The 24222-nt window shown below is 49.1% G+C and carries 28 protein-coding genes and 6 tRNA genes; 16 read left to right on the top strand and 18 right to left on the bottom strand.

Annotated features, from left to right (window positions below; translation table 11 throughout):
• The first annotated feature begins 107 nt into the window (after positions 1-107).
• The 3 genes from Q8P05_01900 (at position 108) to Q8P05_01890 (ending at position 2286) form a co-directional block, all read left to right on the top strand.
• Positions 108-869 (top strand): methyltransferase domain-containing protein, encoded by a 762-nt coding sequence (locus Q8P05_01900; GenBank protein MDP2666232.1) that lies wholly within the window; start codon positions 108-110, stop codon positions 867-869.
• Positions 870-985: 116 nt separating this feature from the next.
• The gene (locus Q8P05_01895) at positions 986-1627 is read left to right on the top strand and encodes a GNAT family N-acetyltransferase (protein MDP2666231.1); all 642 of its coding nucleotides are present in this window, start codon (positions 986-988) and stop codon (positions 1625-1627) included.
• Between the two features lie 2 nt (positions 1628-1629).
• Positions 1630-2286: an HAD family phosphatase gene (locus tag Q8P05_01890; GenBank protein MDP2666230.1), complete on the top strand. Its 657-nt coding sequence runs from the start codon at positions 1630-1632 to the stop codon at positions 2284-2286.
• 107 nt (positions 2287-2393) lie between these two features.
• Here Q8P05_01890 and Q8P05_01885 read toward each other — a convergent pair.
• Positions 2394-2466: transfer RNA gene (locus Q8P05_01885), tRNA-Pro, on the bottom strand.
• Positions 2467-2758: 292 nt separating this feature from the next.
• Here Q8P05_01885 and proS point away from each other — a divergent pair.
• Positions 2759-4207, top strand: a complete 1449-nt coding sequence (gene proS, locus Q8P05_01880) for a proline--tRNA ligase (protein ID MDP2666229.1) — start codon at positions 2759-2761, stop codon at positions 4205-4207.
• A gap of 51 nt (positions 4208-4258) precedes the next feature.
• Here the strand turns inward: proS and Q8P05_01875 are convergent, their stop codons facing one another.
• Both Q8P05_01875 and Q8P05_01870 read right to left on the bottom strand, forming a co-directional pair.
• Positions 4259-4723 (bottom strand): GNAT family N-acetyltransferase, encoded by a 465-nt coding sequence (locus tag Q8P05_01875; protein MDP2666228.1) that lies wholly within the window; start codon positions 4721-4723, stop codon positions 4259-4261.
• A 236-nt stretch (positions 4724-4959) separates the two neighbouring features.
• A tRNA-Trp gene (locus Q8P05_01870) sits at positions 4960-5032 on the bottom strand.
• A 204-nt stretch (positions 5033-5236) separates the two neighbouring features.
• Here Q8P05_01870 and Q8P05_01865 point away from each other — a divergent pair.
• On the top strand, positions 5237-6529 hold the full coding sequence (locus Q8P05_01865) for a hypothetical protein (GenBank protein MDP2666227.1): 1293 nt from the start codon (positions 5237-5239) through the stop codon (positions 6527-6529).
• A gap of 2 nt (positions 6530-6531) precedes the next feature.
• Here Q8P05_01865 and Q8P05_01860 read toward each other — a convergent pair whose 3' ends face one another.
• From Q8P05_01860 to Q8P05_01850, 3 genes are all read right to left on the bottom strand, one after another.
• Positions 6532-7206, bottom strand: coding sequence for a hypothetical protein (locus Q8P05_01860; protein MDP2666226.1), 675 nt, complete (start codon positions 7204-7206; stop codon positions 6532-6534).
• Positions 7207-7452: 246 nt separating this feature from the next.
• Positions 7453-8586, bottom strand: coding sequence for a GTPase (locus tag Q8P05_01855; GenBank protein MDP2666225.1), 1134 nt, complete (start codon positions 8584-8586; stop codon positions 7453-7455).
• Positions 8587-8703: 117 nt separating this feature from the next.
• A complete protein-coding gene (locus Q8P05_01850) occupies positions 8704-9978 on the bottom strand; it encodes a hypothetical protein (protein MDP2666224.1) in 1275 nt (424 codons plus the stop codon).
• 55 nt (positions 9979-10033) lie between these two features.
• Between Q8P05_01850 and Q8P05_01845 the strand changes: the two genes are divergently transcribed.
• From Q8P05_01845 to Q8P05_01835, 3 genes are read left to right on the top strand one after another with little or no spacing between them, the layout of a single operon-like run.
• The gene (locus Q8P05_01845) at positions 10034-10798 is read left to right on the top strand and encodes a TatD family hydrolase (protein MDP2666223.1); all 765 of its coding nucleotides are present in this window, start codon (positions 10034-10036) and stop codon (positions 10796-10798) included.
• Between the two features lie 34 nt (positions 10799-10832).
• Positions 10833-11216, top strand: coding sequence for a hypothetical protein (locus Q8P05_01840; protein MDP2666222.1), 384 nt, complete (start codon positions 10833-10835; stop codon positions 11214-11216).
• Between the two features lie 2 nt (positions 11217-11218).
• Complete coding sequence (locus Q8P05_01835) at positions 11219-11797, top strand: ZPR1 zinc finger domain-containing protein (protein MDP2666221.1); 579 nt, start codon at positions 11219-11221, stop codon at positions 11795-11797.
• Between the two features lie 509 nt (positions 11798-12306).
• Here Q8P05_01835 and Q8P05_01830 read toward each other — a convergent pair.
• Complete coding sequence (locus Q8P05_01830) at positions 12307-13002, bottom strand: hypothetical protein (GenBank protein MDP2666220.1); 696 nt, start codon at positions 13000-13002, stop codon at positions 12307-12309.
• A 344-nt stretch (positions 13003-13346) separates the two neighbouring features.
• Between Q8P05_01830 and Q8P05_01825 the strand changes: the two genes are divergently transcribed.
• A complete protein-coding gene (locus tag Q8P05_01825; protein MDP2666219.1) occupies positions 13347-13946 on the top strand; it encodes a DedA family protein in 600 nt (199 codons plus the stop codon).
• A gap of 165 nt (positions 13947-14111) precedes the next feature.
• On the opposite strand, the gene Q8P05_01820 is transcribed toward Q8P05_01825, so the two are convergent.
• Entirely contained in the window at positions 14112-14345 is a 234-nt protein-coding gene (locus tag Q8P05_01820; GenBank protein MDP2666218.1) for a MarR family winged helix-turn-helix transcriptional regulator, read from the bottom strand.
• 139 nt (positions 14346-14484) lie between these two features.
• Between Q8P05_01820 and Q8P05_01815 the strand changes: the two genes are divergently transcribed.
• Together Q8P05_01815 and Q8P05_01810 are read left to right on the top strand one after the other, a co-directional pair.
• Positions 14485-14871, top strand: a complete 387-nt coding sequence (locus Q8P05_01815; protein MDP2666217.1) for an SHOCT domain-containing protein — start codon at positions 14485-14487, stop codon at positions 14869-14871.
• Positions 14868-15455 carry a hypothetical protein gene (locus tag Q8P05_01810; GenBank protein MDP2666216.1) on the top strand — a complete coding sequence of 196 codons (588 nt, stop codon included), beginning with the start codon at positions 14868-14870 and terminating at the stop codon, positions 15453-15455. Before Q8P05_01815 ends, Q8P05_01810 begins: the two co-directional genes overlap by 4 nt.
• A gap of 147 nt (positions 15456-15602) precedes the next feature.
• On the opposite strand, the gene Q8P05_01805 is transcribed toward Q8P05_01810, so the two are convergent.
• Positions 15603-15686, bottom strand: a tRNA-Leu gene (locus tag Q8P05_01805).
• A 156-nt stretch (positions 15687-15842) separates the two neighbouring features.
• Here Q8P05_01805 and Q8P05_01800 point away from each other — a divergent pair.
• The 3 genes from Q8P05_01800 to Q8P05_01790 are packed head-to-tail and all read left to right on the top strand — an operon-like array spanning position 15843 to position 17710.
• Positions 15843-16259 carry a hypothetical protein gene (locus Q8P05_01800; protein ID MDP2666215.1) on the top strand — a complete coding sequence of 139 codons (417 nt, stop codon included), beginning with the start codon at positions 15843-15845 and terminating at the stop codon, positions 16257-16259.
• Positions 16260-16652 (top strand): hypothetical protein, encoded by a 393-nt coding sequence (locus tag Q8P05_01795; protein MDP2666214.1) that lies wholly within the window; start codon positions 16260-16262, stop codon positions 16650-16652.
• On the top strand, positions 16649-17710 hold the full coding sequence (locus tag Q8P05_01790) for a hypothetical protein (protein ID MDP2666213.1): 1062 nt from the start codon (positions 16649-16651) through the stop codon (positions 17708-17710). The genes Q8P05_01795 and Q8P05_01790 overlap by 4 nt, the downstream gene beginning before the upstream one ends.
• Before the next feature lie 14 nt (positions 17711-17724).
• Here the strand turns inward: Q8P05_01790 and Q8P05_01785 are convergent, their stop codons facing one another.
• The 3 genes from Q8P05_01785 to Q8P05_01775 all read right to left on the bottom strand — a co-directional run bounded on the left by Q8P05_01785 (position 17725) and on the right by Q8P05_01775 (position 19160).
• Complete coding sequence (locus Q8P05_01785) at positions 17725-18309, bottom strand: methyltransferase (GenBank protein MDP2666212.1); 585 nt, start codon at positions 18307-18309, stop codon at positions 17725-17727.
• Positions 18310-18419: 110 nt separating this feature from the next.
• Positions 18420-18493, bottom strand: a tRNA-Arg gene (locus Q8P05_01780).
• A 43-nt stretch (positions 18494-18536) separates the two neighbouring features.
• Positions 18537-19160 carry a sigma-70 family RNA polymerase sigma factor gene (locus Q8P05_01775; GenBank protein MDP2666211.1) on the bottom strand — a complete coding sequence of 208 codons (624 nt, stop codon included), beginning with the start codon at positions 19158-19160 and terminating at the stop codon, positions 18537-18539.
• 166 nt (positions 19161-19326) lie between these two features.
• Between Q8P05_01775 and Q8P05_01770 the strand changes: the two genes are divergently transcribed.
• Positions 19327-19500 carry a hypothetical protein gene (locus Q8P05_01770; protein MDP2666210.1) on the top strand — a complete coding sequence of 58 codons (174 nt, stop codon included), beginning with the start codon at positions 19327-19329 and terminating at the stop codon, positions 19498-19500.
• A 513-nt stretch (positions 19501-20013) separates the two neighbouring features.
• On the opposite strand, the gene Q8P05_01765 is transcribed toward Q8P05_01770, so the two are convergent.
• A tRNA-Leu gene (locus Q8P05_01765) sits at positions 20014-20097 on the bottom strand.
• A 55-nt stretch (positions 20098-20152) separates the two neighbouring features.
• Entirely contained in the window at positions 20153-21217 is a 1065-nt protein-coding gene (locus Q8P05_01760; protein MDP2666209.1) for a hypothetical protein, read from the bottom strand.
• A gap of 97 nt (positions 21218-21314) precedes the next feature.
• Between Q8P05_01760 and Q8P05_01755 the strand changes: the two genes are divergently transcribed.
• Positions 21315-21386: transfer RNA gene (locus Q8P05_01755), tRNA-Val, on the top strand.
• Between the two features lie 106 nt (positions 21387-21492).
• Here Q8P05_01755 and Q8P05_01750 read toward each other — a convergent pair.
• Genes Q8P05_01750 through Q8P05_01735 form a run of 4 tightly spaced genes read right to left on the bottom strand, consistent with a single transcriptional unit; the run spans position 21493 to position 24084 of the window.
• Positions 21493-21786: a hypothetical protein gene (locus Q8P05_01750; protein ID MDP2666208.1), complete on the bottom strand. Its 294-nt coding sequence runs from the start codon at positions 21784-21786 to the stop codon at positions 21493-21495.
• A gap of 5 nt (positions 21787-21791) precedes the next feature.
• Positions 21792-22097 (bottom strand): hypothetical protein, encoded by a 306-nt coding sequence (locus Q8P05_01745; GenBank protein ID MDP2666207.1) that lies wholly within the window; start codon positions 22095-22097, stop codon positions 21792-21794.
• A 38-nt stretch (positions 22098-22135) separates the two neighbouring features.
• Positions 22136-22783 carry a hypothetical protein gene (locus Q8P05_01740; protein MDP2666206.1) on the bottom strand — a complete coding sequence of 216 codons (648 nt, stop codon included), beginning with the start codon at positions 22781-22783 and terminating at the stop codon, positions 22136-22138.
• Entirely contained in the window at positions 22777-24084 is a 1308-nt protein-coding gene (locus Q8P05_01735) for a glycosyltransferase family 2 protein (protein ID MDP2666205.1), read from the bottom strand. Before Q8P05_01735 ends, Q8P05_01740 begins: the two co-directional genes overlap by 7 nt.
• Positions 24085-24222 lie beyond the last annotated feature (138 nt).

The following is a 24222-nucleotide window of genomic DNA, read 5'->3' as shown; positions in this document are numbered from 1 at the left end:
TGGGATGTTACCTATGGTGAAGCGGGTGGCAAGTCACATCATTAGAAATCGCAAGTCAAGTGGTTTTTCCTGGACCTTTTTTTAAGGAGGTTTGACTAGTAGTAGGTATGGCATCATTCCCTCCCAACACCCCTAAAGATCCCGTTTACTGGGACTACTGGCACGAGATGGTGAAGGCCAGCATTCGGCGCGACACACATGAATTGCCCGCCATCCTTGAAGAGGCCAATATCGTTGGAAAGCATGTGATCGATGCGGGCTATGACCCGGGTCGGTTGGTTGTGCCTTTTTCTAAACTAGCGGCCTCTATCACCTGTGTTCGGGAGAGCGATTGGTCGGTGACGGCCATCCAAAAATTGGTCCGTGAGCATGGTTTACGCGATAAAGTGCAGGTTGTTAAATCCCCTTCCGTGGGATTGCCATTGGACGATGAAGTGTCGGATGCCACGTATTGCGTGTGGGTGATTCATTATGCCAAATCTCGATGGGAAAAAATAGTCAAGGAGTTGGTGCGCATAACCAAAAAAGGATGTCCCATCGTGATAGGGTTTACATCAGGTGAGAGGGACTTGCCCCATTTGGAAGGGTTCACCAAGCCGGATAATGTGTTGAAAACCAAAGCGTTCGATCAAACGTTTCCCGCGTTCTGCGAGGAACAGGGGTGGAAGGTCTCCGTGCGCAAACTCGTGCTTCCCTTTCAATTCAAATCCCCAGAATGGGCATTGGAAGTATTTTCCAATACCTTCATGCGGCGCGAGGAGGCCGTAGCTAAACAGAAAGAGATAATGGAATTCCTGCGTCAGCACACCAAAGACGGGAAAACCGTCATCGAGCAGGAAATGCGCATCTACACGATCAGGGTGCCCTGATCGTTCGGACTTTATAGGCCGGGGATGAGGTAAACCTTTCCAATAGGAAAAATTTGGTCAATTAATCACATTCTAGATAAGTATTTAGATGGTGATGGGGCAGTTTAGTTCTATCTATGAGGTCTACTTTACCCTCCTGTATTGGATCGCTGGAAGTTCGACCTCTTGAGCGAGGTGACGAAAAATATCTTAAAGCATTTGCGGATACTCTTAGCGCAAATTCCAAAGAACTATTTGCCCCTTACCGGTGGGATACCGATAAACAAATAGAAGATTACCGAATGGCCATTGCAGGCCACGAAGCAGGAAAGGATTCGTCCTATTTGATATTCTCTCCTTCTGGCACCCCGATTGGTCATTTGGCCCTATGGAGGATCACACAAAAATATTCCTTCAATGGTAAAAGCTTACAAATACCCATTCTTGGAATATGTATCGCAGATGCTTTCCAAGGGAAAGGTATAGGTCGTTTAGGTATGCAGTTTCTTATGGGATATGCACAAGACTCCAAAGCGGATGCAATCGAATTGACATTTGCTCATTGGAATGAGCGCGCAAAAAGGTTGTATTTTTCAATTGGTTTTGAAGATATTGGCACCCTAAAAATTCCCCTGGGTGTGAATCCTGCCACTCAAGATGTAGATTTTAGCTCAATAAAAATCTGGCGTGAAGAGCGTCATTGCATGTATATTATTAACGAAAGTAAAACATCCATAATCAAATCTTACCTTAAGAGCAAACAATCTAAAAAGGTCTAAATATGGCTTTGGATAAGCGATTTCCTGAAAAGATAAAAGCCGCCATTTTTGATTTCGACGGTATTTTAGTAGACACCGAGCAAGTAGGCCTTGATGCAAGTAAAACTATCCTGGCAAAGTATGCCATTAGTTTGACCCCTGAAGAAAAAATGGATTATTTCCAAATTCCTGATTTGCGTTTTTATGGAGATATTTTCAAATCCAGAGGAATACAGGTTGATGCAAATATGGTGCTAAAAGAACACAAAAACCTTTATTACCAGCTTATTCAACGAATCAACACTCCTCTTCCTGGTGTTTTAGATATTTTGGATTATTATAAATCAAAAAAGGTTAGCTGCAACATCTGCTCAGGGAGTACACGTCTAATTGTTGAGCGGGTATTGAAAAACGTCGGAATTCGTTCTTCTTTTGACTTTATTGTTGCACGCGAGGATTATCTGGAGGATAAACCAAACCCTGAATCATATACTCATAGTTTAGAAAAAATAAAATTATCGGCATCAGACTGTATTGCGTTTGAAGATACACGTCGAGGAGTTGAATCAGCCAAATCCGCAGGTATACTAACCGTGGGAGTTCTAATTGGAAACCACGGTTCTGACCCATTGACAAAAGCAGACTTTCAAATTAACACATTTGAAGATGCATTCGTGTGAAAACAGTAAAATATTAGCCCTTGACTCAAAGGGTGACGGATACCAGTCAGCCGGGAGGCCTCGGTGAACCTTCCCTAATTTCGAACGCCCTAATTGGAATGTGGGTATGGGGAAGCCCGGATTTGAACCGGGGTCACCACCACCCCATGGTGGCATACTACCAGGCTATACTACTCCCCCTCTCCCAGGAAGAGGTGGAGGATTGATTAAAAAGGATTGGGTGAATGGGCGGCTAATCATTTCCAAATGGATGAAGATGTAAATTAGTGAGGGGGAATATAGGTTTGAGTGGGATGAAAAAGGAGATTTTTCTATTCATGCATCCGCGTAATTCACATAACCGAGTTGGAATGGCCTCGTTTTTTTCCCCAAGTCAGATTGTAACCCTGGGTAAAAAAAGTTAAAAACCAGGTACCATTGCCCGCGAGAAACCGGCCCCTATTTAAGTGAATTTTGGGAGTAGGATGGTGGTATGCCCAAGCCTAACACCCCAACCCTGGTGGGGGTCACCGTGAAGAAAGCCGATGATTTATCTGAGTGGTACACCCAGGTTGTCTTGAAGGCGGGGCTCGCGGATTATTCTCCCGTGCACGGTTTCATGGTTTATCGTCCCGGCTCGATGCGGCTCTGGGAAGATATCCAAGCGTATTTCAATTCCCGTTTGAAGGTGTTGGACGTGGAGAACGCTTATTTCCCCCTCCTCATACCCGAATCCTTTTTCAATAAGGAAAAATCCCACGCGGAAGGCTTCGCTCCCGAAGTGGCATGGATTGCCCAGGAAAAGGAGGAAGCGGGGGCCGAGCGTTTAGCCATTCGTCCCACGAGTGAAACCATCATCAATGACATGTTCGCCAAATGGATTCAATCCCACCGCGATCTGCCATTGCGCATCAACCAGTGGTGTAACATCGTGCGCTGGGAAATTAAGATGACTAAGTTCTTCCTCCGGGGGAGGGAATTCCTCTGGCAGGAAGGGCATTGCGCCTATGCCACGCATGAAGAAGCCAAGGATGAGGCCCTGCGTTTCCTCATGGAATACCAAAAATTGTCCCACGAATTGCTGGCCGTACCTGTGATCGCGGGAAGAAAGACGGAAATGGAACGCTTTGCGGGGGCGGATGAAACCTATACCATCGAAGCCCTCATGCCGGATGGGAAAGCATTGCAGATGGGCACCTCTCATGATTTGGGTCAGCGGTTTGCCAAAGCCTTTGGCACGGTGTTCTCGGGCGAGGATGAGAAAGCCCATCTTCCCTACCAGAATTCCTGGGGCATTTCCACGCGTCTGTTGGGCGCTTTGGTCATGGTGCATGGGGATGATAAGGGATTGGTTCTCCCTCCCCGTCTGGCGCGCCAAAAAGTGGCCATTGTTCCAATTCTCTTCACCGATACCCGGGAGGGGGTGTTGAAGGCCGCGCGGGGTCTGGAGACCACCCTCTCTTCTTTTGGAGCGTTCGTGGATGACCGCGACGGGTATTCTCCGGGATGGAAATTCAACGAATGGGAATTGAAGGGCATTCCCCTCCGAATCGAATTGGGCCCGCGGGACGTGGCGCAGGACCAATGCATCCTTGTTCGGCGCGATACGGGGGAGAAAAAAACGGTTTCCCTTTCCCAGATAACCCAAGCCGTGGAATCCGAATTGGAGGCCATGCATCATGCCCTATTTTCCAAGGCTGAATCCTTCCTCCATGGAAGCCTAATCACCGTAGACACCATGAAAGCCTTCGAGGAGGCTTTGCAGCAGCGCAAGATCATTCGAATGAAGTTCTGCGGGCGTCCCGAGTGCGAGAAAGCCCTAAAAGAAAAGACCACCGCGACCTCGCGATGCATCCCATTGGATGAGCAACCAGAGAAAGGGGTGTGTGGGCATTGCGGCCAGACTGCGGAATGGTACACCTTGTTTTCTAAAACATACTAAGTGAACAAACCACAACCAAGTCTTTTGTAATCAAACCGTATTAATCCAGTATCAGTGCACGTATTCCGGTTTAGGGGGGTGGAGTTTTTTGGCCCATTGCTCCACGGGCTTTCCCTCGATGGGAGGCGCTTCTTTTTCGAATACAAATCCTAAAATGGTGTACAATTGTTTGGCGGGCGCATTGGTAGGTTCCACTAGCAAAACCATTCGCGTCATTCCCCTTTCTTCGCTCCAGGCGATGGCCGCCTTTACTAATTGTCCCCCAATACCATGGTATTGGGATTCTTTCCTCACCGCGACGCCATTCAGCCGCACCTCTCCCGCGGAGGGAGTAATGATCTCGATGTCCACGAAACCATGGATGGTTTTCCCTTCCTCATACACGAGGATGGCGATGTTCAGATCCTGCATCCTCTGCTCCAGGGTGGGGAGATCCATGTGTTTGTATGGGAAGAATTCTTGGATGAAAGCGAGCACGGTGGGCGCTTCTTTTATGGTGGCTTCGCGGATGGGCATACTCTATTTCTTACTATCCGAAAATAAAAACGAGCAGGAAGGGTGCGATGATTCCCCTCTTTTAATTTGAGAATCCGCGCACCGGATGAACCTTTTTTTTATGTTTTGGAAATGGGGTCGCAGGGATTCGGAACGCACCCCTTTTCTTTTTCAAAGAAAAGTCGCGCCCGGTCAAAAGAAAGCCGGAGAAGAGTATGTCGTCCCTCCCTCCCGATCCCCCCAATAGAATTTGGAAATGGGGTCGCAGGGATTTGAACCCCGATTTGCAGGTCTGGAGCCTGCCGTGCTACCAGGTTACACTACAACCCCTTTTTTTGTTTGGAGTTACCGTGAGAGGTATGGGTGCCAACCTTTAAGTGGGTACCCTACCTTCCATGCGGCCGGAGGTTTTTGGCCGGATACACGACAACCCCTTTTTTTGGCGGTTTATCAGAGATATTGGAACTCAACAAACCCGCGTAGAAAAAACAAAGGGATGGGAGGAATTATAACCTATAATGGGGTTTTCCGCTTATGAAAGGGGGGGCTACCGCATTCCATGCCATTCTCATGGCCGTGTTCATCATTTCGGCTTCTGGAGCGTGGGGGTTGCAGGCCTTGGATGCTGAAAACATAGTGGTGAATGGCCATTATCTTGAACCCGGTGAGCGGGCCGCGGTGTTCAAGGCGCTTTCCCAGACGAATGGGAGCGCCAAGTATTGGGTGGTGGGGGTGTATGAGAATGACGGAATACGCACCCTCATTCCCATAGGCGACAAAGATGGGGAGATTGTTCCTCAAAGTAATCTCCGCTCCGACCTCTTATCCGCTCAATGGTGGGTGCAACGGATTGATTTCCTAAAGAGTTCCTCGCAGTGGACTATTTCCCTAACCACGGCCTCCAAGCTGGAGGAGTTGGCCAACGCGGTGGAGAATGAGCGTTTCGACGTGGAGGTGGTGCGGGATTCCATTGATGATAATTCCCTGAAACCCAAAGTGGCCGCGCTCCGGCCCAAACTGGATGATCTGTCAAATGAATTGAGGCAGGGGGCCCAAGATATCCGTTTACTCTCGGGAAAGGAAGCTGTTTTTTTGGGAGTGACCATTGACACCCAGGAAGTGTTACGATTGCCGGATGAATATGGGAATGTGTTTTCCCGCTTGAACGCCCTCAAGGATGCGGCGGGGACGTATGATGGGGAGGTATCCCAGGTCAAGAATGCGATTGCCACTGCTGAAGGATTAAGCGTGGATGAGAAATCCCAGTTCATTGCCCTCATATCCCCTCTTTCAGCCAACCAGACATTGGGGTCAGCTATTTCTCCCTATGCGGCCATCGCCGCTGACAATGCCCAGCGTTTTGGAGCAGAAACTATAGCCATTCCCACGCGCGTGGCGGCGTTCGATGCCGAACTCGAGACCCGTCTGTTTAGGAAAGAGGCTTATACTTCCATCCACGGAGAAGACACATCCCTCCAGAACACCACTGGGTTCATTTCCCTCCAGGAAGCGGCCACCTTCATCCTGCGTGAGGATGTCAAACCCTATTGGGTTGATCAAACCAGCGTGGCCGCGTTAGACAAATCCTGGGCCCTGATTCAAAACCAATTTGACCAGCGCCAATATGCAGGAGTTAATTCAAATGTTCCCGCCGCCAAAGCCCTGGTAAAAAAAATACACGTAGCTGGCGTATTCAACCCGGATGCGGAGAATGACGTCTTATCCCAGAATATCATCACCGGCCTCGCCTACCTCTTAGGAGGGATCGCCCTCCTTTTGCTCATCCGGTTCGGCTGGAAATATTTGAAAGGGCGCGTGGGAAGGTAATATTATTTCGAACCTCGATACATTTCGATATATGGTTGGATAGCTGCATCGGTGATGGCCGAGACAGGAACGTCTAGTAATGGTGCAATCTGCGCTTCAATCTTGAATGAGCATGCAATGAATAGGTCCACTTTAGGATGGGTCATACTCGTATTTTTCCGGTGGGCGTACCTTTCCTTGACTTCCTTAAACCTATCTTCGAGGGACATCACTCCGTATGGTCCTATTCTCTGATCGGCATACGTGCAAATCTTGAGCTCCCAATCATCCGAAGCCAGTACAAAATCATTGTTGATGAACTCCTTGTTTTCGATGAGGAATGTGACCCGCGCGTTCACCCCCAATTCGTGAATCATTTTTCGGGTGACCACATGATCGTCGGCCGAACCATATTTTTGGATGGTGTCCGCTTGAACTTTTTTCCAATAGTCGAGCGGTTCATCTCCATACATGGCAATTGGTTTGGGGTTCACGAAATCCATCTTCGCCAAATTCCCCAAATCGTGAATGAGGCTGGTCGCCACCATGTTATCCTTGTTCAACGGGGGCCCTTTCCAATGGTCGCAAATGTATGCCGTCGCGGCCCCGGCTCGAAACATGTGTTCGCGCATGTTGGGGATAATGGTAAATCGGTCAAAAATTTGGTGAATGGATGCAATGATCTCTCGGCTCTCCATGAAGGGATTCCATCTAACCTGAATAAAAAGGGTGAGCAAGGGTCGAAGCGCGGATTTGTGTCGACCTTTCGAATGCATTCATCATGGTTCCGATAATTGAGTCATTTCGGCCGCCGGGGGATCGAAGAATCCCGTAATCCCTCGGGTGGCATGCTCGATAGTAGGTTGTCGGTGAACCAGTCGTTTCGGCCGCCGGGAGGGTGTAACCCTCCCTCGTCCCTCGGTGCGGCCGGACGAAAACGGCCACTACCAGTTGAATTCGATGACATCCCCGTTTTGCACGGGATAGTCTTTGGCGACCCGCTGGCCTTCGAATTTGGAGCTACCCCATACTTTGGCGTATTTGAATGTGCGCACGATATCCTTGTGCACTTGTTCCGCGATGTCAAGCACCGTGGCCCCTTTGGGGGCTACGAGGGGGATTTTGGAGGCGTCTTCTCCTGCTTTTTTGGTGTAGACATAGACTTTTTCGATGACCTCGAACATCTTTTCAGCTATTTCATTTGGTCGGGGATTTTGGGGGTCCCACGCGATGTGGAGAGCGGTTTCCCCGGTTTCCACGCGCCGGGTGGGGCTTCCTTTCGTGTACACGAGCATGGTGCGCTTGTACACCAATGTTTCATCCAGCGATTCGATGGCATTCTCGAGCGTCGTGGGCTCCTGGAGAATGACCTCTACATTGTGCATCCCTCTTCCTTTGAGAAATTCAACGAATTTCTCCTGAGGAATACGAAGGTATTCTTTCCCCGTGATGGAAATACCTGGGAATGGGGTGGGAGTAATGCGGATGTTGGGGCGTTTTCGATTGAGGAGGATGCCGCTTTGGTTTAGTTCGTGGGAAAGGATGCGGTAATCCTCATCCTGCGTGGCCACGTTCAGCATCATGGCGATGGCATCCGCATTTCGGACAATGGCCAATATTTCCTTCCCATTCGCCTTTCCTTCGCTGCTCCCTTCCAGGATGGGGGGCAAATCCACGAGTTGTATTTTGGCGCCCTTGAAGTCCACCATTCCTATCTCGGGAGTGGAAGTGGTAAATTCGTAGTCTTCCACTGGCGTGGTCAAACCCGTGAGGGCGTTGAAGAACGTGCTTTTTCCAGCGTTAGGCAATCCCACGAGTACTACTTGCCCGGCTCCTTCTTTTTTTACCGCGAGCGTGGCCCCCCCTCCCCGTTTGGCGGCCTGTTTCTTTTCTTTCTCGAGGTCGGCGCGCAATTGGGATATCTTGCGGTTGATTTCCCCCCGCATCTTTTCCCCCCCTTTGTGGGCGGGGGCGTGCGAACGCATCTCTTCTAATGCGGCCAGTTTTTCCGAGGGGGTTTTGGCATTCTCGTATTTGGCGAGGGCATTGGCGTAGGCAATGGAGACGTTAGTAGTCATTCTACTTGGGTGGGGTGGAATATCCAATTAAAGGGAATATGGAAAAGTGGGTTGGGGGTTCAAAAATTGGGTTATTATGGGTATTTTTCTGGGGGATCAACGAGGGAACTGTTTTCCTCATTCCGCGAGGGGCTGGCTTTTGTTGGTGTCCGGTTCACTCAGGTCATTGGCCGCATTGACATCCATGGAGAGGGCATCTAGAATGGCTGTGCATCCTTCCAGTTCGGGGTGGGTAGAACAGAGGTAAGCTTCTATGGCATTGTGACCCGTGAACGCGTAGGTGCAGTCCAATACAAACCAGGGCGTCACCCAGGGGGATGGGTTCCAGGCCTGGGATTCTTTCGTCTGGACCACGAGTCGTTGTTCCGCTTTTCCATCCGCATCTCCTACGCAGGTTTGGAATTGGGATTTGGTCTCCTGGCTTTTTCCTCCTGCGTCACTCAGACAGGCGAGCATGCGGTTGAGGTCCAAGCTTCCATAGAATTGGGAGTCAAAGAAATGGCATTCCTGGTAATCCTCGAAGAATCCCATTTCTTGGGTGCAAACCGCTCCCTTGTTGCTCACGAAGGCCGCGGCCGCTTGCGCGGGGGTGCGGGGGAAACCAAACATGATGGGCGTTATTTCAACATCCAATGCAGGGTATTTGGTTTCCAACCGCTGGGTAACCAAGTAGGCCTCTACACAAGGAGTGCATTCCCCGAAGTCCAGATAGGCGCGTAAGGGAATTTTTCCTGGAGATGAGGAGCAGGCGGTGGGGGGGCTAGTATACGTAACTGGGAAAGCTTGGTTGGTGAGATATTGTTCGGGCGCCACCACAAACCCATTCACAATGCGAAAGGGGTTCCGAATAAAACGTCCCTGGAGGGCGGCCTGAATCTGGATGTTCTGATCCAGACCCGCGACACTGATGAGGGCCGTGGGGGCGTAGGGGATGTCGAAATCAGCGACCAACTGTTTTCCTTCCGGGCTGTGCAGGCTAATGGTTTCGGTGGTGTAGCGGATATTGGATTCATCCAGCTTGGCGAGAATAGTATTCGTCTGCAGGCAAAAATCGCAGGCGTCATCCACCACCACCCGGACCTGGACCATGGTTAGGTCATCCGGCACTCCATTAGTTGGAGGGGACACAAACTTGGTGTACACTAACACCCCCACAATGAGAATGAGAAGGATGAGAATTCCCCCGATGATGAGCGCCCGATGCGGAGAATGGGGGAGTGGGGGGACTGAAGGATTTGGGTCGGGTGGAGGGTTAATGGGTTGAGTCGGGGAGGGTGGAGAGGTGGTTGATGGGGTGGGGGAGGGAGAATAAGTTTGGAGCGGAGAGGATTTGGGTGGAGTGGAAGATGGGTTTTCCTCGATGCGCTCCTGCTGGGGGTGGGATGCGGCCATACCCCATTTTGGCCGGGGAACGGCTTTAAAATACGCCGTTTTCCCAAGGAGTCATATGACTACTCCTGAAAGCCCTGTGACGTGGATCGATTTTCACACGCACGTATTGGATTCCCCCACGCTTCCTGAGGATGCATTGGCCGCCCGCCGGGAGGGTGTGGGATTATGGTTGGTGAACAGCGTGGATGTCCAAAATTGGGTGCAAAATAAGGCCCGCGCCACCCCTTATCCGGAGGCCCTCGTGGGGGTGGGTTGGCACCCCGAGCACGTCATCCAAGTCCCTGTGTCCCAGGTGGATGCCACATTGGAAACCCTTGAAAAGATGATACCTGATGCCCCTTTCCTGGGTGAAACGGGGTTGGATTTCCTGTATGGTAAAACGGTCGATCAGCAGGCGGTTCAGGAAAAAGTATTCCGCCGGTTTATTCATTGGTCCAATCAAACGGGAAAATTGCTTGAGGTGCATTCCCGGCATGCTAAGCAGCGAGTAATAGACATTCTCGTGGAAGAGGAAGCGAAACACGTGCTCTTGCACTGGTTCAATGGTTCTTCCTCCCAAGCCAAAATACTCATCGAGAAGAATTGGGTGTGCACCGTGGGTCCCACCATTCTTTCGTCCCCCCATATCGATGCCTTTATCCGAGAGATGCCATTGGCATCCATTGGCCTGGAGACGGATGCCCCCATTCCCTTTTCGGGAAAACCAGGAACCCCCGCTTTAATCGTGGAGGTGGGGGCGCGCGTGGCCGCCCTAAAAAGAGTATCCCTCGCCGAGGTGCAGGCAGCCCAAATGGGGTTGTTCAGACGGTTTTTTCCCTAAGGCCTTTAAACGCTGCTCATGGATAGGGATATACATGGAGCCCTTTACCATCGGACTCATCCTCTCCATCCTCATGCTGGGGGTGGCCAATTGGTTCATCTCCACTCTGCCAAAGAAGCGTCGCCACGTGAATGTGGCGTTCATTCCTCCAGCCGCTCATTATACGGAGGGTGGGGATATTGTTTCTCCTAACCTATCAGCCAAGTTGGACGCGCATGTACAATCCACCACCATCAAATTCACCCAAATTCATTCGCGTCTGAACGATCTCGAGCGGGCCATTGCGCGGCTCGCCCAATACATTCAACCTCCTGCCGAGAGCGTGCGGATCATGCCCCCCGAACCCCTTTCCAACCCGGAATTTCCAATCGAGGAGAGAATCACAGTCCGGACCAAGAAACGGAAGAAGAAGGCGTGAGTATGCCTCGCGGCCATCCTCATGAGTCTTCCTCCCTCGTGACAACCCCCTGCCCTCAGTGTGGGAAGGGAGCTAAAATCGTTCAGCTCGTGGAAAAAGTTCCCCATTTTGGGAAGATGATGATCCAAACAGTAATATGCGAGCATTGTGGATTTCGATTTTCTGATGTAATGAGCCTTGAATTCAACCAACCCATGGGTTTTGAAATAATAATCAAGGACGAGAAAGGGCTTTCCGCCAAACTCATTCGAAATTCTTCCGGAACGGTTGAAATTCCCCAAATTGGTTTCCGCATGGAACCCGGGATGGTCTCGGAGGGTTTCTATACAAACATAGAGGGGTTGCTCGAGCGGGTGGAAATGGTTTTGGATTCATTCATCCGGAATGGGAACGCGGAAGAAAAAAACAATGCCCGTGCGGTGCGGGAGATTGTAACACAATTCAGAGAGGGGAAAACCCCTTTCACCGTGCGCGTGCTGGACCCGGATGGGGGGAGTGCTATCTTGGGAGAACGCGTAAAAAAATGGAAATTGACTGAGAAAGAGATAGCCGAACTCGGGCGGGGAATCACTTTGGTTTAACCTTATAATCCTCAATTAGATCGCGCACGTGCCTTTCGAATAATATGCGGTTATGCAAGCGCTCTGTAAAAGCTATTTCCTTGAAATACAACTCCCTTACAATTTGTCGGTACTTGGTGATGTCTTCTTTACTTCTAATCTGATTCCTAAATAATAAGGACAGATAGATCTTCTGTTCTATCCGGCACAAATCGACAATGGTCTCCAATCTCCTTTTAGCTAAATCCCTTAGATCTTTTTTATTTAAGAATAGAGAATTAACAGATTCAAAAATGGCATAAGTCAATTGGAGTTCATGTCGCTCAAATAGTATTCTCTTCCGATTCTGGAGGTCCAAATTCTCGGTATGCCAATTTGGAGGTTTTTTCCGATATGAATCGAATAATTTTCGCAGATAGGTTGACCTTTTTTCCCTCCTTTCAAATATACCCTCCCCTTCTCCTACCTTCCGTAGAGGAAAGAGGTTTTTCTTCCCATTTTTTCCTTTACGGGGAGATTTCCCGCCCCGATTATTGGGTCTTCCGCTTCCACGTCTTCCTTTCATCCGTATCCCCACTTTCGTTTCTCAAGTGTTTGGCGATGATGCTCGCCGCGCTCACACTGGGTTCGATGTCGTCCGCTTTTTCTCGGAAAACAATGCCACGCAACCCGCGTTTCAAGGGTGCGCCATCCATGATGGTTTGGCTTTCTGGAAAGAGTTTCTGGGTGAGCGCGTGCAGGTGTTCGGCGATGATAGCCTCCACCTCATTCATAGTAAATCCCTTCTCCCGCAGGATATCCACAGCCGTCGCGTTCACGCTCACGCTCGCTTGTAGCCAACTATTTCCGGTGGTTTCGGTGTAACGCGCAGGAACATCCTTTGTTTTCTTGGAATCCCGGATTCCGCGCAGGGCATTTCGTTTTCCAAGCACTCCCGCTACCACTAATGGACCATTGAGTTCTCCCCTCCCCGTCTCATCGAGCCCGAATATCAGTTCCCCATCCTCCCCCACCCATTCCTGGATGGTTTGTCGCACCTCTTTTTCGATGAGGGAATTTTTCCCTTGAATAACTATTTTCCCGCTCGTGTATAATGTGACTTGGCACACCCCCACGGTGTGCCGCGCCTTCTCATAGGGGGAGGGGGTGGGGAGCGAAGGATAATGTGATAGTCCATTCACCAAAAGGGGGATATCCTTCTTCTCGAAGGAGAGGGTGAGGGTCATGGCAAATGAAAATGATTCCCCCTATTTAAGGATTAAGAATGGGGGGCCAGGATGTCAGTTCCCTTTTCGGGAGATTTTTTTTAAAGCCAAAACATGACTTCCTGGTTTAGTTTTTTTTCCAAATTCGTTTTTTTCAAAAAGGTCGTTTTTTGATGAAACTTTTTTCTAAAAAGTTTCTTTTGATCAATCTTTTTTTTAAAAAGATTGGCGTTCAGACGTGAGTTAATTCATCATCTGGTGTCAGCTGGGGTTTACGTCATCATCACGCCTATATAGTGGGCTAATATCCCCCTAAAAGCCTTCTCACCCTCTCCCTTTTTCAATCCCAAAAGGGTGGGGAAAGCATGGTGTTCGAGGTCCTTGCCGAATCCTTCGCCGTCCTCATTGCGACCACGGGGTATTTTGGAATATTCATCCTGATGACTTGGGAATCCATGATCATTCCCATTCCCAGCGAATTGGTGATGCCTTTTGCAGGGTGGGCGGCGGCCAAAGGGAATCTTGATTTCGTTCTAGTTGTTGGGTTTGCAACGTTGGGGAGTCTGGCCGGCTCCTTCGTTTCCTATTACACCGGAAAATATTTCGGAAGGGACTTCATCGTGAGCCACGGGGAAATTTTCGGGTTGAAACGGAAACATTTGCGTATGGTCGAGGATTGGTTTGCCAAGCGGGGGCATGCCACGGTATTCATTGGCCGTTTTGTTCCCGTGGTAAGACATCTCATTTCCATTCCGGCCGGGATGAGCAACATGCCTCCCGGGAAGTTTGCGGCCATGACCATCGCGGGCGCGGGGATGTGGAATCTCTTCCTGGCGTCATTCGGTTATGCCCTGCAGGAAAACTATTTCATCGTTGCTCAGCACCAAGCCCTTGTTGACGTGTTGGTGGTATTGCTTATCATCGTGGCATTGGTGTATGCGGTTGTAAGGTATTGGCGGCACTAACTATTAGATTGGAAGATAGTTGATTTTACCGCAATATTGAACATTTTTTTTCCATCGTTTTCTTGGTTAAATGAAATGTCCTCGAGGGAGGATGACTTTCCTGTTCAAGATCCAATGGGCCAGATGGGGTAACCCAGGTATGAGTTCGAAAAGAATTGGACAAGTCTATTTATCTTCATCCGCGGCATAGCGCATGGATTGCACTGCCTTGAGCACCCGCGCCCCTTCTGGGGTTATCGTGTAGATGCTTACGTTCTTCTCTTCAGGATTGAGGCGCTTCACCAGGTGTTTGGCCTGGAGGTCTTGGATCACCATCGAAACGGTGGGGCGATGTGAGTGGAGGCGCTTGGCCAGATCCGTGGGGTTATTTGGCCGAATGAGGGACTCCAAAATCTGCATCCGTAGCCTCCCCCGCCGTACAAATGAAACCAGGTCCCACATTCTGGGAACGGCTTTTTATGGAGTTAAATAGCGGCGTTAGAATGAGCGTAGGATTATATACTATTGAGGTATTCTGGGCTTACGAGGTGTCCAGGGAATGGCAAGTACGGTAGTCCGGGTTATTTGGTTTATTTTAATTGGATGGTGGGTGGCCTTGCTTTGGGTCATATTAGCCTTGATAGCCTGCCTAACCATTATTGGACTTCCGGTTGGTTTGTGGATGTTTGGTAAAACATGGAAAATTGCTACATTAGCTGAAGATCCAGCAAAAATCGTGGCGGGGGTAACCCAACAGATCCAGCAGGTCACTGTTGTCAACAACACGCCTGCTACTACAAGCATTGAATCACCGCTGATCGTATTGAAACGAAAATATGCAGATGGGGAAATAACCAAAGAGGAATACGAAGAACGTAAAGAAGTCCTATCTGAAAAAGGAAATATTGAATTTAAAAAAAAGAATAAGGTGAAGGATGAAAAATGAAAATAAAATCTAATGAGCCTGTGATGGGGTGGAAAAAAGGAGGAGAAAAAATGAGTCAATTCAAAATTTATGTTGGGGTATTATTGGTCGCGATGTTATTCCTTGCCGGGTGCACAAGTAAACCAACCTATTCTGACACTGAAAATACGGCTTCAAGTGGAGAAAACGATACGGTGTCTCAAGCCTCTGCACCGTCTAAGCAGGAATCTAAACCTGAAGTCTCGACATTATCAATCTGGTCCGCGTCTATGGATAACTGGGATGCCGATCCAGAGGTGGATGGAATCAAGGTTACTATTCAACCTGAAAATAAAGAAGGGAAATTAGTCCGAGCCGAGGGACTATTGAATGCCAGGGTTTATGATTCAGATTATGACTCGAAATTCAAAACAGTAAAAACGGATCTTATCAAAGAATGGAATAACATCGTTATCGATTCGGATTACGGATTTCTCGGAAAAGAAATAAGGTTGGAATTCGATGAGGGATTCGTACCAGATAGCACGGTTTATCTAGAAATCGATTTTATATATGATGGGAAAACGTATATGGCCGTAAAAGATACTGTTTTCGATTTCTCTTGAAGCAGGTTTGGAAACCTGCTTCAATTATTTTTTTTATTCGAATACAAAAATACCCCGAGAGAGTGGCCAATTAGGCCATTTCGATTCTTTTTGTCTGGGCTCCTGCTAGGGAGCCCTAACTCCGCAGCGGCCCGACGGAACGGGCCATGCACGGAGGAGGATTCGAACCTCCGAAGGCACTAAGCCACCAGGTTCTGAACCTGGCCCCTTAGACCGCTTGGGTATCCGTGCTTCAATCGCATCATGAGGTGTTATTTTGAGGTGACAATTGGAATCTCTTCCTTTGATCCCATAGTAGGTCTGTCGGAATAGGATCCCAGAGGGCATTTAAAGGGTTTGATAACGTTTACAGGCAGCGGTTTTTAATTGGGGATTCGTGTCCCCGGTATGATGGAAATTCCCTTCTTTTTGAAATCCCCAATACTCCCATCCATCATCTTGATTGGATTGGGGATGGTCGGAATAATGGTATTAGTGCAGGGGTATTGTCCAGACCCCAATAACCCTTTTTGCGGAAACAGCGATCCCGCTAAAATGGGTCACCCCTCAAATGAAATAGAATATACGTTCAATTCATACCAGGTGGATTGCTCTGGAAGTAATTTCCCGCAGTGCTATGCGGATTGCCAATTGGGAAATGAGGTTGCCGTGGGTGGAAATTGCATCAATGGGGCGGGGTGGGTTTATTGGAAGATGGGGATTTCTTCTTATTATCGGTGGGAATGCACGGATTTGTCTTGGCCGACCGTTGGATATCTTAACGGGAAATTCATCGCGGAAGTAAAGTGCATGGAGGTCAATTAAATGGTTTATTCGCCCGCGGCCATGCGTTGGCATTTAGTGGGGGTATTGGTTGTGGCTTTGGCAGTGGTGATTGCCGCTTATGGCACTAATATCCCCCGGATCTTCGGGCATTCTCCAGATGAAATCGCATTGAAAACCGTTGTATATGATACGGATTGCACCAATTTCCAAGGGTATGCATCGGGTGCCGGGAATCCCTGCCGTGCTACTTGTATCCTGCCGGACGAAGTCGCGGTCGGTGGCAATTGTATTTCTTTCACTGGCTATGCGTACCAGGCCTTTGGTCTTACTGATGCGTCCACGAATCAAAAATTTTGGGAGTGTTCGGATGGCTCCCATGGCCCGAGTAGCTTCTTGAGGGCGCAGGTAATCTGTTTGAAGGTGAGTCCATGAAATATTGGTTTCAAATTTTCAAATGGCCCATGTCGGGAATCGTTATCCTATTTTTGGTAACCTTGGCTCTGGCCGCGGGTCAAGCTATTTTTTTCGGTCATTCAGCCGAGGAAATAGAAGACGATATTATTACCATCACCCAGGCATGTGATGGATCCTCGGGTGCACGGTATAAGTTTTGCGAAGCGGTGTGTCCCACGGATTTTTACGCGATCAGCGGTTCATGCAGCACTGAGGTGGATTTTCCTAATGATAGTGGCTACCAATACAATCTCTCCGGGGTCCTCCCTGACCTTCGGGGATGGAGCTGCTTCAATGGGAGATTGGAAAATGACCCCAATGAATTTGTTATCGCTGAGGTCGTATGTGCCCGTACAGGAGGATACACCACCTTCACCTACCAATATTGTGGCGATTATCGAATCGAGGATGGTTCCGCGAGCGGGGGCATCACAGAAGCCTGCGATTTGACGAATCTTGGGGATTGGTTGGATTGCACGGATTTCTACACCGAGGGAGGGATCCAATTGTGCAATGGGGAATTGGGTTGCAATAACGCGTGCACGGGGTTCGATATCTCTTTCTGCCAGTATTGTGATACAGGATCATGCTCTCCCGGAACTATTTTATGCCAGGATGGTACATGCAATCCCGATTGTTCGAGGAATGGCGGCCCTTCCGGACCTAATGGTAATCTAGTAGGGGATGCGGGTCTGAAATGCTTTCCCACCGCTCCTTGTGATGGGGTATCGGATATCTCCATCTATCAGGGTATGGGCTTCTGCGGGAATGGGGTTTTGGATCCGGGGAACAACGAGGTGTGCGAGGCGGATAGCGATTGCGCGGGTTCCGGGACGTTTGGAGTCGTTTGTCCAGATGGGACGACGGTTTCTTCGGGATATGTGTGCGCGGGGTGCCAGTGCGTCCCCAACCCGGAGCCTTGCCGAAGCAGATGTCCTCCCGGCTGCACCACCAATCAGGATTGCGGTTTCGGAGGTTCTGGTCAAGGCCACCCAGTCTGCATTATGGGCTGCTGTGTAGACATTGGAACCCCCTGACGTTTCTAACAGGATCAGATCTGGAGGTGCCACACCTGGAGTTCTTCCATGAAGAGTTTTTGGGTGGCAATGATTTTCCCAGTCATTCCCAATTTTTTCATTTTCTGTTCGGTCATCTCGGGAATGTTGAGGCTGGATTGGAGGAGAAAACAATGCCCGCCCGGTTTCAGGTGGTCGGCAAGTTTTTCCAAAAACGCATCGATGATTTCACGTCCTTTTTTTCCTCCATCTGTGTCGCGCCAGCGGATGGTGGTGGAGGGGACATAGGGGGGGTTGAAGGCGATGACATCAAATGTTCCTTTCACGTGCTGGAATAGATCGCCCTGCACGGGTTTGGTTTTGGCGCTGGGGAAATATCGTTCCACCAAGGAAGCAGTTGCGTGCAAGGCTTCCGGGGCGATATCCGAATAGGTTTCCTCTTTTCCTCCCACCAGGAGCATTGCGGCGGTCTGGATGCCGCTCCCGCAGCCCATATCGAGGCATTTCTTCCCGCGCACGATCTTTTTGTTTTTCAATATCGCGTGAGCTAGCAGCCAGGAGTCTTCCCGGGGGGCGTATACGTTTTCTCCGGTTTGGAATGAAAGGTCTTCCAGACGCATACCCTATTGGGATATTCGAACGATTAAAAGAATACTCGTGAGGGGTTGGAATAAACTCTCTATTGCCCAGGGAACAATATTGGCGACACCTTTCTCCAAATCCCTAAAAACACCCGTGCTGGGATTTGAACCCAGGTCAAAGGCTCCGGAAGCCTTTATGCTATCCAGACTACACCACACGGGCAACATAATTCCATCTCAACTGGGAAGGGGACGATTTAAGAATACTATCTTGTAGGTTTGCGCGGTCTTCCTAATCGTTTTGGGCCAGGTTTTCTTTTACGGGGCTTCTGTTGGTCCAGGAAAAAGGGATCTTTTTTTTTCTCTAAATGATCACGCAATATTTGATGTGCTTTTTTCACAAGATGGTATCCCTTGGCTATTGGATTCACCCGGATGCCAAGGTGGCGGGCGATAGCCACATTAGTCATCCCTTCGTATTTCAATAATAATACGGTGCGATGTGGATATGGTAGTTGCATAATATTTTGAATCAACCAATCTCGTGTTTCCGGATCCAATCCGCTTTCTTTTTTTGTTTCGAATTGGTCTTCCAAGCTAATATCGGTTGCGATATTTGAGAATGATGTTGGTTTAATGCGTATTCTTTTCTTACGTAAAGTATCGACTATGAGATGTCTGGCAATAATAAAAATGTAAGCCTTTGGTGTGCCTCTATCGGCAACAAAAGTGAAATTTCGAATAATCTTCAATGTAATCATGCTGATTAGGTCTTCTTTGGTTAACCTGAATGAAGATAATTGTTTTCGAACATAAAAAGCGGCCATTTCGATCGTTTTCATATTTTTAGTTATGAATTGATTCGCAGCATTGGTTTGATCAGCGGCCATGGACATCAGAAGTATTTCAGGAATTTAATTACTTCCATCGTCAGGGGGGTTATTTTACAATAATGAAAAAATGGTGAGATAAAGCTTCAAAACAACCTAATAAAATCAGTCTGAAAAGGTCTTTTTGGTGTATAGTTTTTTAAGTCAAAAGTATGAGATAATTATTATGGAAACGGAAACGAAGGCGATTTTGAAAGAACTCAAAAATATTCGTAGCGACTTAGACTTCATTAAAGGACGCTTGGTAGATTTTGATCTGGTATTAACTGATGATGATGTAGAGTCTATTAAGGAAGCTGAAAAAGATTTGAAAGTAGGAAAGACAAAGAGGCTGATATAGTATCTATGCTGTTCATTTGTCGCAGCATGCGGAAAAGTTTCTTGATAAGTTAGACAAACATCTTCGAGAACGTATTATTGAAAGGCTAAAACGTCTATCTGAAGATCCATTTCCTTCAGATTCAAAATTTATTACCAGGGATAACGGCGAACCCGTTCATCGCTTCAGGATTGGGGGCTATCGCGCTCTTTACAAAGTTAAACATCCAGAGAAAATAGTTTTGGTGACTAAAATAGACAAGCGGCCGCGAGTATACGACTAAAGGACCTTTTCTGATAAAGGATGAATGTCTGTAATTGAATGCCATTTGGCATGATATTAAAAGATTAGGTTAAACACACACTTTTCTGTCCTCAGAAAACATAACACGTGAGCGGGATCGAGGAACAAGACCCTCGATGCAGGAGGGAGGATTCAGAACCAACCTTTTGGGAAAAGGTTGGCGAAAACTAGTTAGCCGGGAGGTTTCTGTGAAACCTCCCTAATTCCGAACGCCCAAATGGAATTTGGGCATGCAGGAGGGAGGATTCGAACCTCCGAAGGCACTAAGCCAACGCGGCCTAAACGCGTTCCGTTTGTCCACTTCGGTACCCCTGCGTATCATGGAATGGGTTGGAAGGAATTAAAACGAGGAGGGGGGTTTTGTGGAAAATTAGTCCCGTTCTTTTCGGATCAATTCGGAGAAATTGACTTTTTCGGGAGGGTTGGTTTCCACGTCATTCCTCAGCCGGGCTTCCTCTCTGGATATGCTGGCGAACCGGCGCGGGGTGAGAGAAGAATCCTCGCGAGATGGAACGCCTTTGAATAGGGCATCCATGCTTCCTTCGAAGAAGGGCCCACTCTTTTTTCCGATTGAAGGGAGGCGTCCGCGGAAATGGAATAGGACCAATGCGCCCGCCACAATAAGGATTCCGAGTCCAATGAGGGGGGCATTGTTACCAACAACGAATCCCGTGGCGGGAGGGTTGTTTTCATCATCGTCTGGAACAATGGGTGGGGGGGTTGTCGATTGGGCGTTAATTTCTTCCTCTCCTGCGAAAGGATTCTTGAATGATTTGGCGACCTCTTTTTCGACCGCGCGCAATTGAGCATTCAAACCATCAATGGTTCCTTGCTGGGATTCCAATTGTATGCGAGCGTCATCCAATGATTGCTGCAGATTATTTCTTTGGGATTCCCCTATCTGCTGATTGGTGTTCAATTCCAGTTGCAGGTTTTGAATGGTAATCGTATACTCATCTAAGGAATTGGTTATTTGTAGCAGGCGGTTCTCCACATCCACCATGCTGGCTTTCAAACTATCCAGGGTGGTTCCCCCCAGGACATCCTCGGAGATGATTGATAATTCCTGGGTGGCGCTCGTGTTCCCGGTTGTGGATACGCGGATGCGGTGGTCTCCCTTGGCGAACCCGGAGTGGACGAAAACCATAGTCAATCCCCCCGTGGAAGAGGGGTCGCGGTCGAAAATAGTGCACGAGAGAACGTTTCCCACCCATTCAGGAAGGATTGCGCAATGACCGCTTGGGTAGGCGGTGGCGGCGGGTTGTTCGTCCAGGTATACCGTAGCTTCGCTGAATTGGTCCGTGGGGGGAAGATCGGTGAAAAAGGTGAAGGGGATGAGGGTGGGGACGTGAGTGGGGCCAATTAAGGTGAGTTCTTGGGCCCAGACCATTCCACTAAACACGAGCAACGCGAGGATGAGGATGCCTTTCCGCATGGAGGCCAGTACGCCGCGCCCTTTTATAAGCCTTATTTGTTGGGTTTTCATATGGGAGGGGGAATAAATGTCGCCTTTCTCCTTTTGAGTAAAATATAGGCCCGTAGTGTAACGGCTATCACGCGACCTTCACACGGTCGAGACGGCAGTTCAACTCTGCCCGGGCCTACTGAGGATTCGAAGAATCCTCGATGGTAGTCTTCGGTTGGTCCAATCGAAACTGGACCATGTTCAATTCTGCTTGGGTCTTTCTGGTCCTGAATTATTTTAGATTTTTAATCGAATGGCCGGGCATAGTCGATGAAGGCGAGGATGGAGCAGATGATGAGGTTGGTGATGGCGTTGGCGATGATGGGGATTTTCCAGGCCGCCACGATGGGAGCGGCGTAGCCAAGCGTTTCAAGCACGAGCGCGAGGTTCCACCCGAACATGGTGAGCATCCCGAATGCGAATATGACCCAATAGGCAATCTTTTCCTCCATGTGGGGCACACTCTTCCAGGCGTAGATGAAGGCACCCAGGAACAGGGGCACCGCCAGGATGTCGGTAGCGAGGATGAGGTCGATCATTCGTTTCAGCTCCCGTCATCCAGCTCTTCCATCTTCTTTCGGAGGAAGACGCTCTTGTGGTAATTTCGTTGCGCGTAGAGGAAAAAGAGGATGGCGGGCAGGAGAATACCCATTCCATGTTCGAGGATCTCAAAAATGGTTGGCCAGAGAAATGTTCCCAGGATGGCCGATACTAATCCCAAAAGGAGCAGGGAATACCCCCACGTGAAGAGTTTGGTTTCCGGGTTGTGGCGATATGTCCAGACAACAGGGATATATCCTAACGCCGCGATGAATAATAGCATCACTTCCCCGGATTCCAGGAAAACCATTCCGAGGGGAAGAAAGGCTCCTAAATAAACCATCCCCTTCAGCACGCCAATAATTCCTGGATAGCGGTACGGGTTTGGACGCCCGGGTAAACCACGTCATCGATGACCAGGGAAGGAGTATGGGTAATCTGGTAATCGGTGACCAAAAGATCCACCGTCTCAATGCCCCCCTTCACAGGAAAGGCAAAAATTTGGATTGGTGTTTTGCAGGTATCGCGCACGTCATCCAGTATTTGGGATTGTAAAAGGCAATCCGAGCACGGGGCGTTATCGGGGAAAAAATAGAGGATGGGTCGCTGCAGCGCCTCGGATGACGGGCATTTGATTTGGTATAGTTTGAGAGAAAAGAATAATTGGGCATTGGCGGATTGGAATCGCTGGCGAACCTTGATGTAATCATTGGCGAGGGCATTGTGGCTGGCCTCCTCGAGGGACGCGAGCAAGGGGAAGAGTTTCTCATTCTGCTGTTGGATGTGGGTCTGAAATACTTGGCAATAGCGTTCCTCCTCTCCTCTGCTCTCGAGGTAATCCAGATAGGATCTTGTAGCTGCCTCTTGGGTTATGACTGAATCGATTTGGGAGAGCAAATCGGCATTGCGTTGGCCCTCGAAGGAATACGAGAATACCACCCATGCCCCCACAATTAGGATAGTGAGGAGGAGCGCGCGGGCATAAATATTCACCATGCCTGTTTTCCCCCCATTACCACGCGGGCGAGGCTGTAGGCCTGCACAGTGATGATAAATAGGCCATAGGCCGTGACAAATATGATGAGGCTGGGAAGGGATCGCCAATCGAAGGAGGCCCGGGCGATGTGAATGCCGAGGGCCAGCAGCACCACCCACATGAGGATGAGGGTCCAATACAGGAAAAGGGTTCCCGTCACATAGAATGATGGTACGGCAATCTGTTCAAATCCTATGGAGGCCCATGAGAAATAGGTTTGAGTGATTTGGTTGAAGGCATCAGCCCCCATTCGGATAAGCATGAAGAGAAATATGACCGAACTCCCCTCCATGATGAGGCGCTGGGGGAAGAAGAAATAGAAGAATGATTTGGTGGGAGAGAAGAGTTCTTTTCGGTATTTGAACATGGTCTGCCAGCTGCCATAGCTCCAGCGGTTGCGCTGCCGCCAGAGCTTGGGAAGAGTATCAGGTACATCAGTATATACTTGCGCGCGGGGCTCCACGAGTACTTGGTATCCAATGGCGTGCAGGTGGAAGGTAATCTCCATGTCTTCCGTGATGTTGTGGATATCATAGCCCCCCATCTCGTCCAGGGCTTTTTTTCGGTATACGGTGAATGGTCCCGGGGTTACATACACCCCATCATGAGAAGAAAGCATGTTGTTGTGCAGACCAAAGGATAGGAAATATTCCATCTCCTGGATGCGGGGCAACCATCCATGGTTGTTGTGCACGCGCACGATGGTGGTGACGGCCCCTATTTTTTCCTGGGTGACCAAATGGGGGATGGCATACAGGAAGGCGTCTTTTCTTGGATAAGAGTCTCCATCAATGACCGCGACGAATGTCCCTTTCACGAGCGTTAACCCATGGTTGAGAATGCGGGCTTTCCCTTGGTTCTTCTTGAAATGGATGATTTGAATTTTTCCTTCAAACGTTTTCAGTATTTCCCGTGTTTGATCGGTGGAGGCATCATTGAGCACGATGATCTCTTTCTTTCCCGGGTACTCCATTGCGAGCACGTGTTGGAGGCAGGTGCGGAGACTTTCTCCCCGGTTGTAGGCGGGGATGAGGATGCTCAGCATGGGCCATTTGACTAACGTTGGCACCGGTTGGGTCTCCCACTCGAAATAACTGAGAAGGAAGAAGCACGCAATGTAAAGGAGGAGAATATTGAACCCAACCAATATCCACTGAAGCGGACCAAAAAAGGTCAACAACCCCAGGAGGAGGAGGCCGCCCAAATAGAAAAAAGGGAAGAGGGAATGACCTATCCATTTCTGGAGGCGGGATGGGGGCATATACTCCACTCCACCCCCAGGGCTTTTTTAAGGCCTATTGGGACGGGAATTGAAAGGGTTCAGTTTCATTCGGCCTTTTTAGAAAAAAGGCCGGCGAAAAAGGTTGATACCTCGCCATTTAGGGCGACATGCGTCGCC

The sequence above is a fragment of the Candidatus Diapherotrites archaeon genome, assembly GCA_030688545.1.
In the GTDB taxonomy this organism is placed as follows: Archaea; Iainarchaeota; Iainarchaeia; order Iainarchaeales; family VGJJ01; genus VGJJ01.
Note: the sequence above shows the minus strand (reverse complement) of the source record. Positions and strands in the feature narration are given on the sequence as shown.

What these genes read in the sequence shown, in the direction of transcription:
- Q8P05_01900 (MDP2666232.1), top strand. Translation starts at nt 108, where the DNA reads ATGGCATCATTCCCTCCCAACACCCCTAAAGATCCCGTTTACTGGGAC.
- Q8P05_01895 (MDP2666231.1), top strand. Translation starts at nt 986, where the DNA reads ATGAGGTCTACTTTACCCTCCTGTATTGGATCGCTGGAAGTTCGACCT.
- Q8P05_01890 (MDP2666230.1), top strand. Translation starts at nt 1,630, where the DNA reads ATGGCTTTGGATAAGCGATTTCCTGAAAAGATAAAAGCCGCCATTTTT.
- proS (MDP2666229.1), top strand. Translation starts at nt 2,759, where the DNA reads ATGCCCAAGCCTAACACCCCAACCCTGGTGGGGGTCACCGTGAAGAAA.
- Q8P05_01875 (MDP2666228.1), bottom strand. Translation starts at nt 4,723, where the DNA reads ATGCCCATCCGCGAAGCCACCATAAAAGAAGCGCCCACCGTGCTCGCT.
- Q8P05_01865 (MDP2666227.1), top strand. Translation starts at nt 5,237, where the DNA reads ATGAAAGGGGGGGCTACCGCATTCCATGCCATTCTCATGGCCGTGTTC.
- Q8P05_01860 (MDP2666226.1), bottom strand. Translation starts at nt 7,206, where the DNA reads ATGGAGAGCCGAGAGATCATTGCATCCATTCACCAAATTTTTGACCGA.
- Q8P05_01855 (MDP2666225.1), bottom strand. Translation starts at nt 8,586, where the DNA reads ATGACTACTAACGTCTCCATTGCCTACGCCAATGCCCTCGCCAAATAC.
- Q8P05_01850 (MDP2666224.1), bottom strand. Translation starts at nt 9,978, where the DNA reads ATGGCCGCATCCCACCCCCAGCAGGAGCGCATCGAGGAAAACCCATCT.
- Q8P05_01845 (MDP2666223.1), top strand. Translation starts at nt 10,034, where the DNA reads ATGACTACTCCTGAAAGCCCTGTGACGTGGATCGATTTTCACACGCAC.
- Q8P05_01840 (MDP2666222.1), top strand. Translation starts at nt 10,833, where the DNA reads ATGGAGCCCTTTACCATCGGACTCATCCTCTCCATCCTCATGCTGGGG.
- Q8P05_01835 (MDP2666221.1), top strand. Translation starts at nt 11,219, where the DNA reads ATGCCTCGCGGCCATCCTCATGAGTCTTCCTCCCTCGTGACAACCCCC.
- Q8P05_01830 (MDP2666220.1), bottom strand. Translation starts at nt 13,002, where the DNA reads ATGACCCTCACCCTCTCCTTCGAGAAGAAGGATATCCCCCTTTTGGTG.
- Q8P05_01825 (MDP2666219.1), top strand. Translation starts at nt 13,347, where the DNA reads ATGGTGTTCGAGGTCCTTGCCGAATCCTTCGCCGTCCTCATTGCGACC.
- Q8P05_01820 (MDP2666218.1), bottom strand. Translation starts at nt 14,345, where the DNA reads ATGCAGATTTTGGAGTCCCTCATTCGGCCAAATAACCCCACGGATCTG.
- Q8P05_01815 (MDP2666217.1), top strand. Translation starts at nt 14,485, where the DNA reads ATGGCAAGTACGGTAGTCCGGGTTATTTGGTTTATTTTAATTGGATGG.
- Q8P05_01810 (MDP2666216.1), top strand. Translation starts at nt 14,868, where the DNA reads ATGAAAATAAAATCTAATGAGCCTGTGATGGGGTGGAAAAAAGGAGGA.
- Q8P05_01800 (MDP2666215.1), top strand. Translation starts at nt 15,843, where the DNA reads ATGATGGAAATTCCCTTCTTTTTGAAATCCCCAATACTCCCATCCATC.
- Q8P05_01795 (MDP2666214.1), top strand. Translation starts at nt 16,260, where the DNA reads ATGGTTTATTCGCCCGCGGCCATGCGTTGGCATTTAGTGGGGGTATTG.
- Q8P05_01790 (MDP2666213.1), top strand. Translation starts at nt 16,649, where the DNA reads ATGAAATATTGGTTTCAAATTTTCAAATGGCCCATGTCGGGAATCGTT.
- Q8P05_01785 (MDP2666212.1), bottom strand. Translation starts at nt 18,309, where the DNA reads ATGCGTCTGGAAGACCTTTCATTCCAAACCGGAGAAAACGTATACGCC.
- Q8P05_01775 (MDP2666211.1), bottom strand. Translation starts at nt 19,160, where the DNA reads ATGGCCGCTGATCAAACCAATGCTGCGAATCAATTCATAACTAAAAAT.
- Q8P05_01770 (MDP2666210.1), top strand. Translation starts at nt 19,327, where the DNA reads ATGGAAACGGAAACGAAGGCGATTTTGAAAGAACTCAAAAATATTCGT.
- Q8P05_01760 (MDP2666209.1), bottom strand. Translation starts at nt 21,217, where the DNA reads ATGCGGAAAGGCATCCTCATCCTCGCGTTGCTCGTGTTTAGTGGAATG.
- Q8P05_01750 (MDP2666208.1), bottom strand. Translation starts at nt 21,786, where the DNA reads ATGATCGACCTCATCCTCGCTACCGACATCCTGGCGGTGCCCCTGTTC.
- Q8P05_01745 (MDP2666207.1), bottom strand. Translation starts at nt 22,097, where the DNA reads ATGGTTTTCCTGGAATCCGGGGAAGTGATGCTATTATTCATCGCGGCG.
- Q8P05_01740 (MDP2666206.1), bottom strand. Translation starts at nt 22,783, where the DNA reads ATGGTGAATATTTATGCCCGCGCGCTCCTCCTCACTATCCTAATTGTG.
- Q8P05_01735 (MDP2666205.1), bottom strand. Translation starts at nt 24,084, where the DNA reads ATGCCCCCATCCCGCCTCCAGAAATGGATAGGTCATTCCCTCTTCCCT.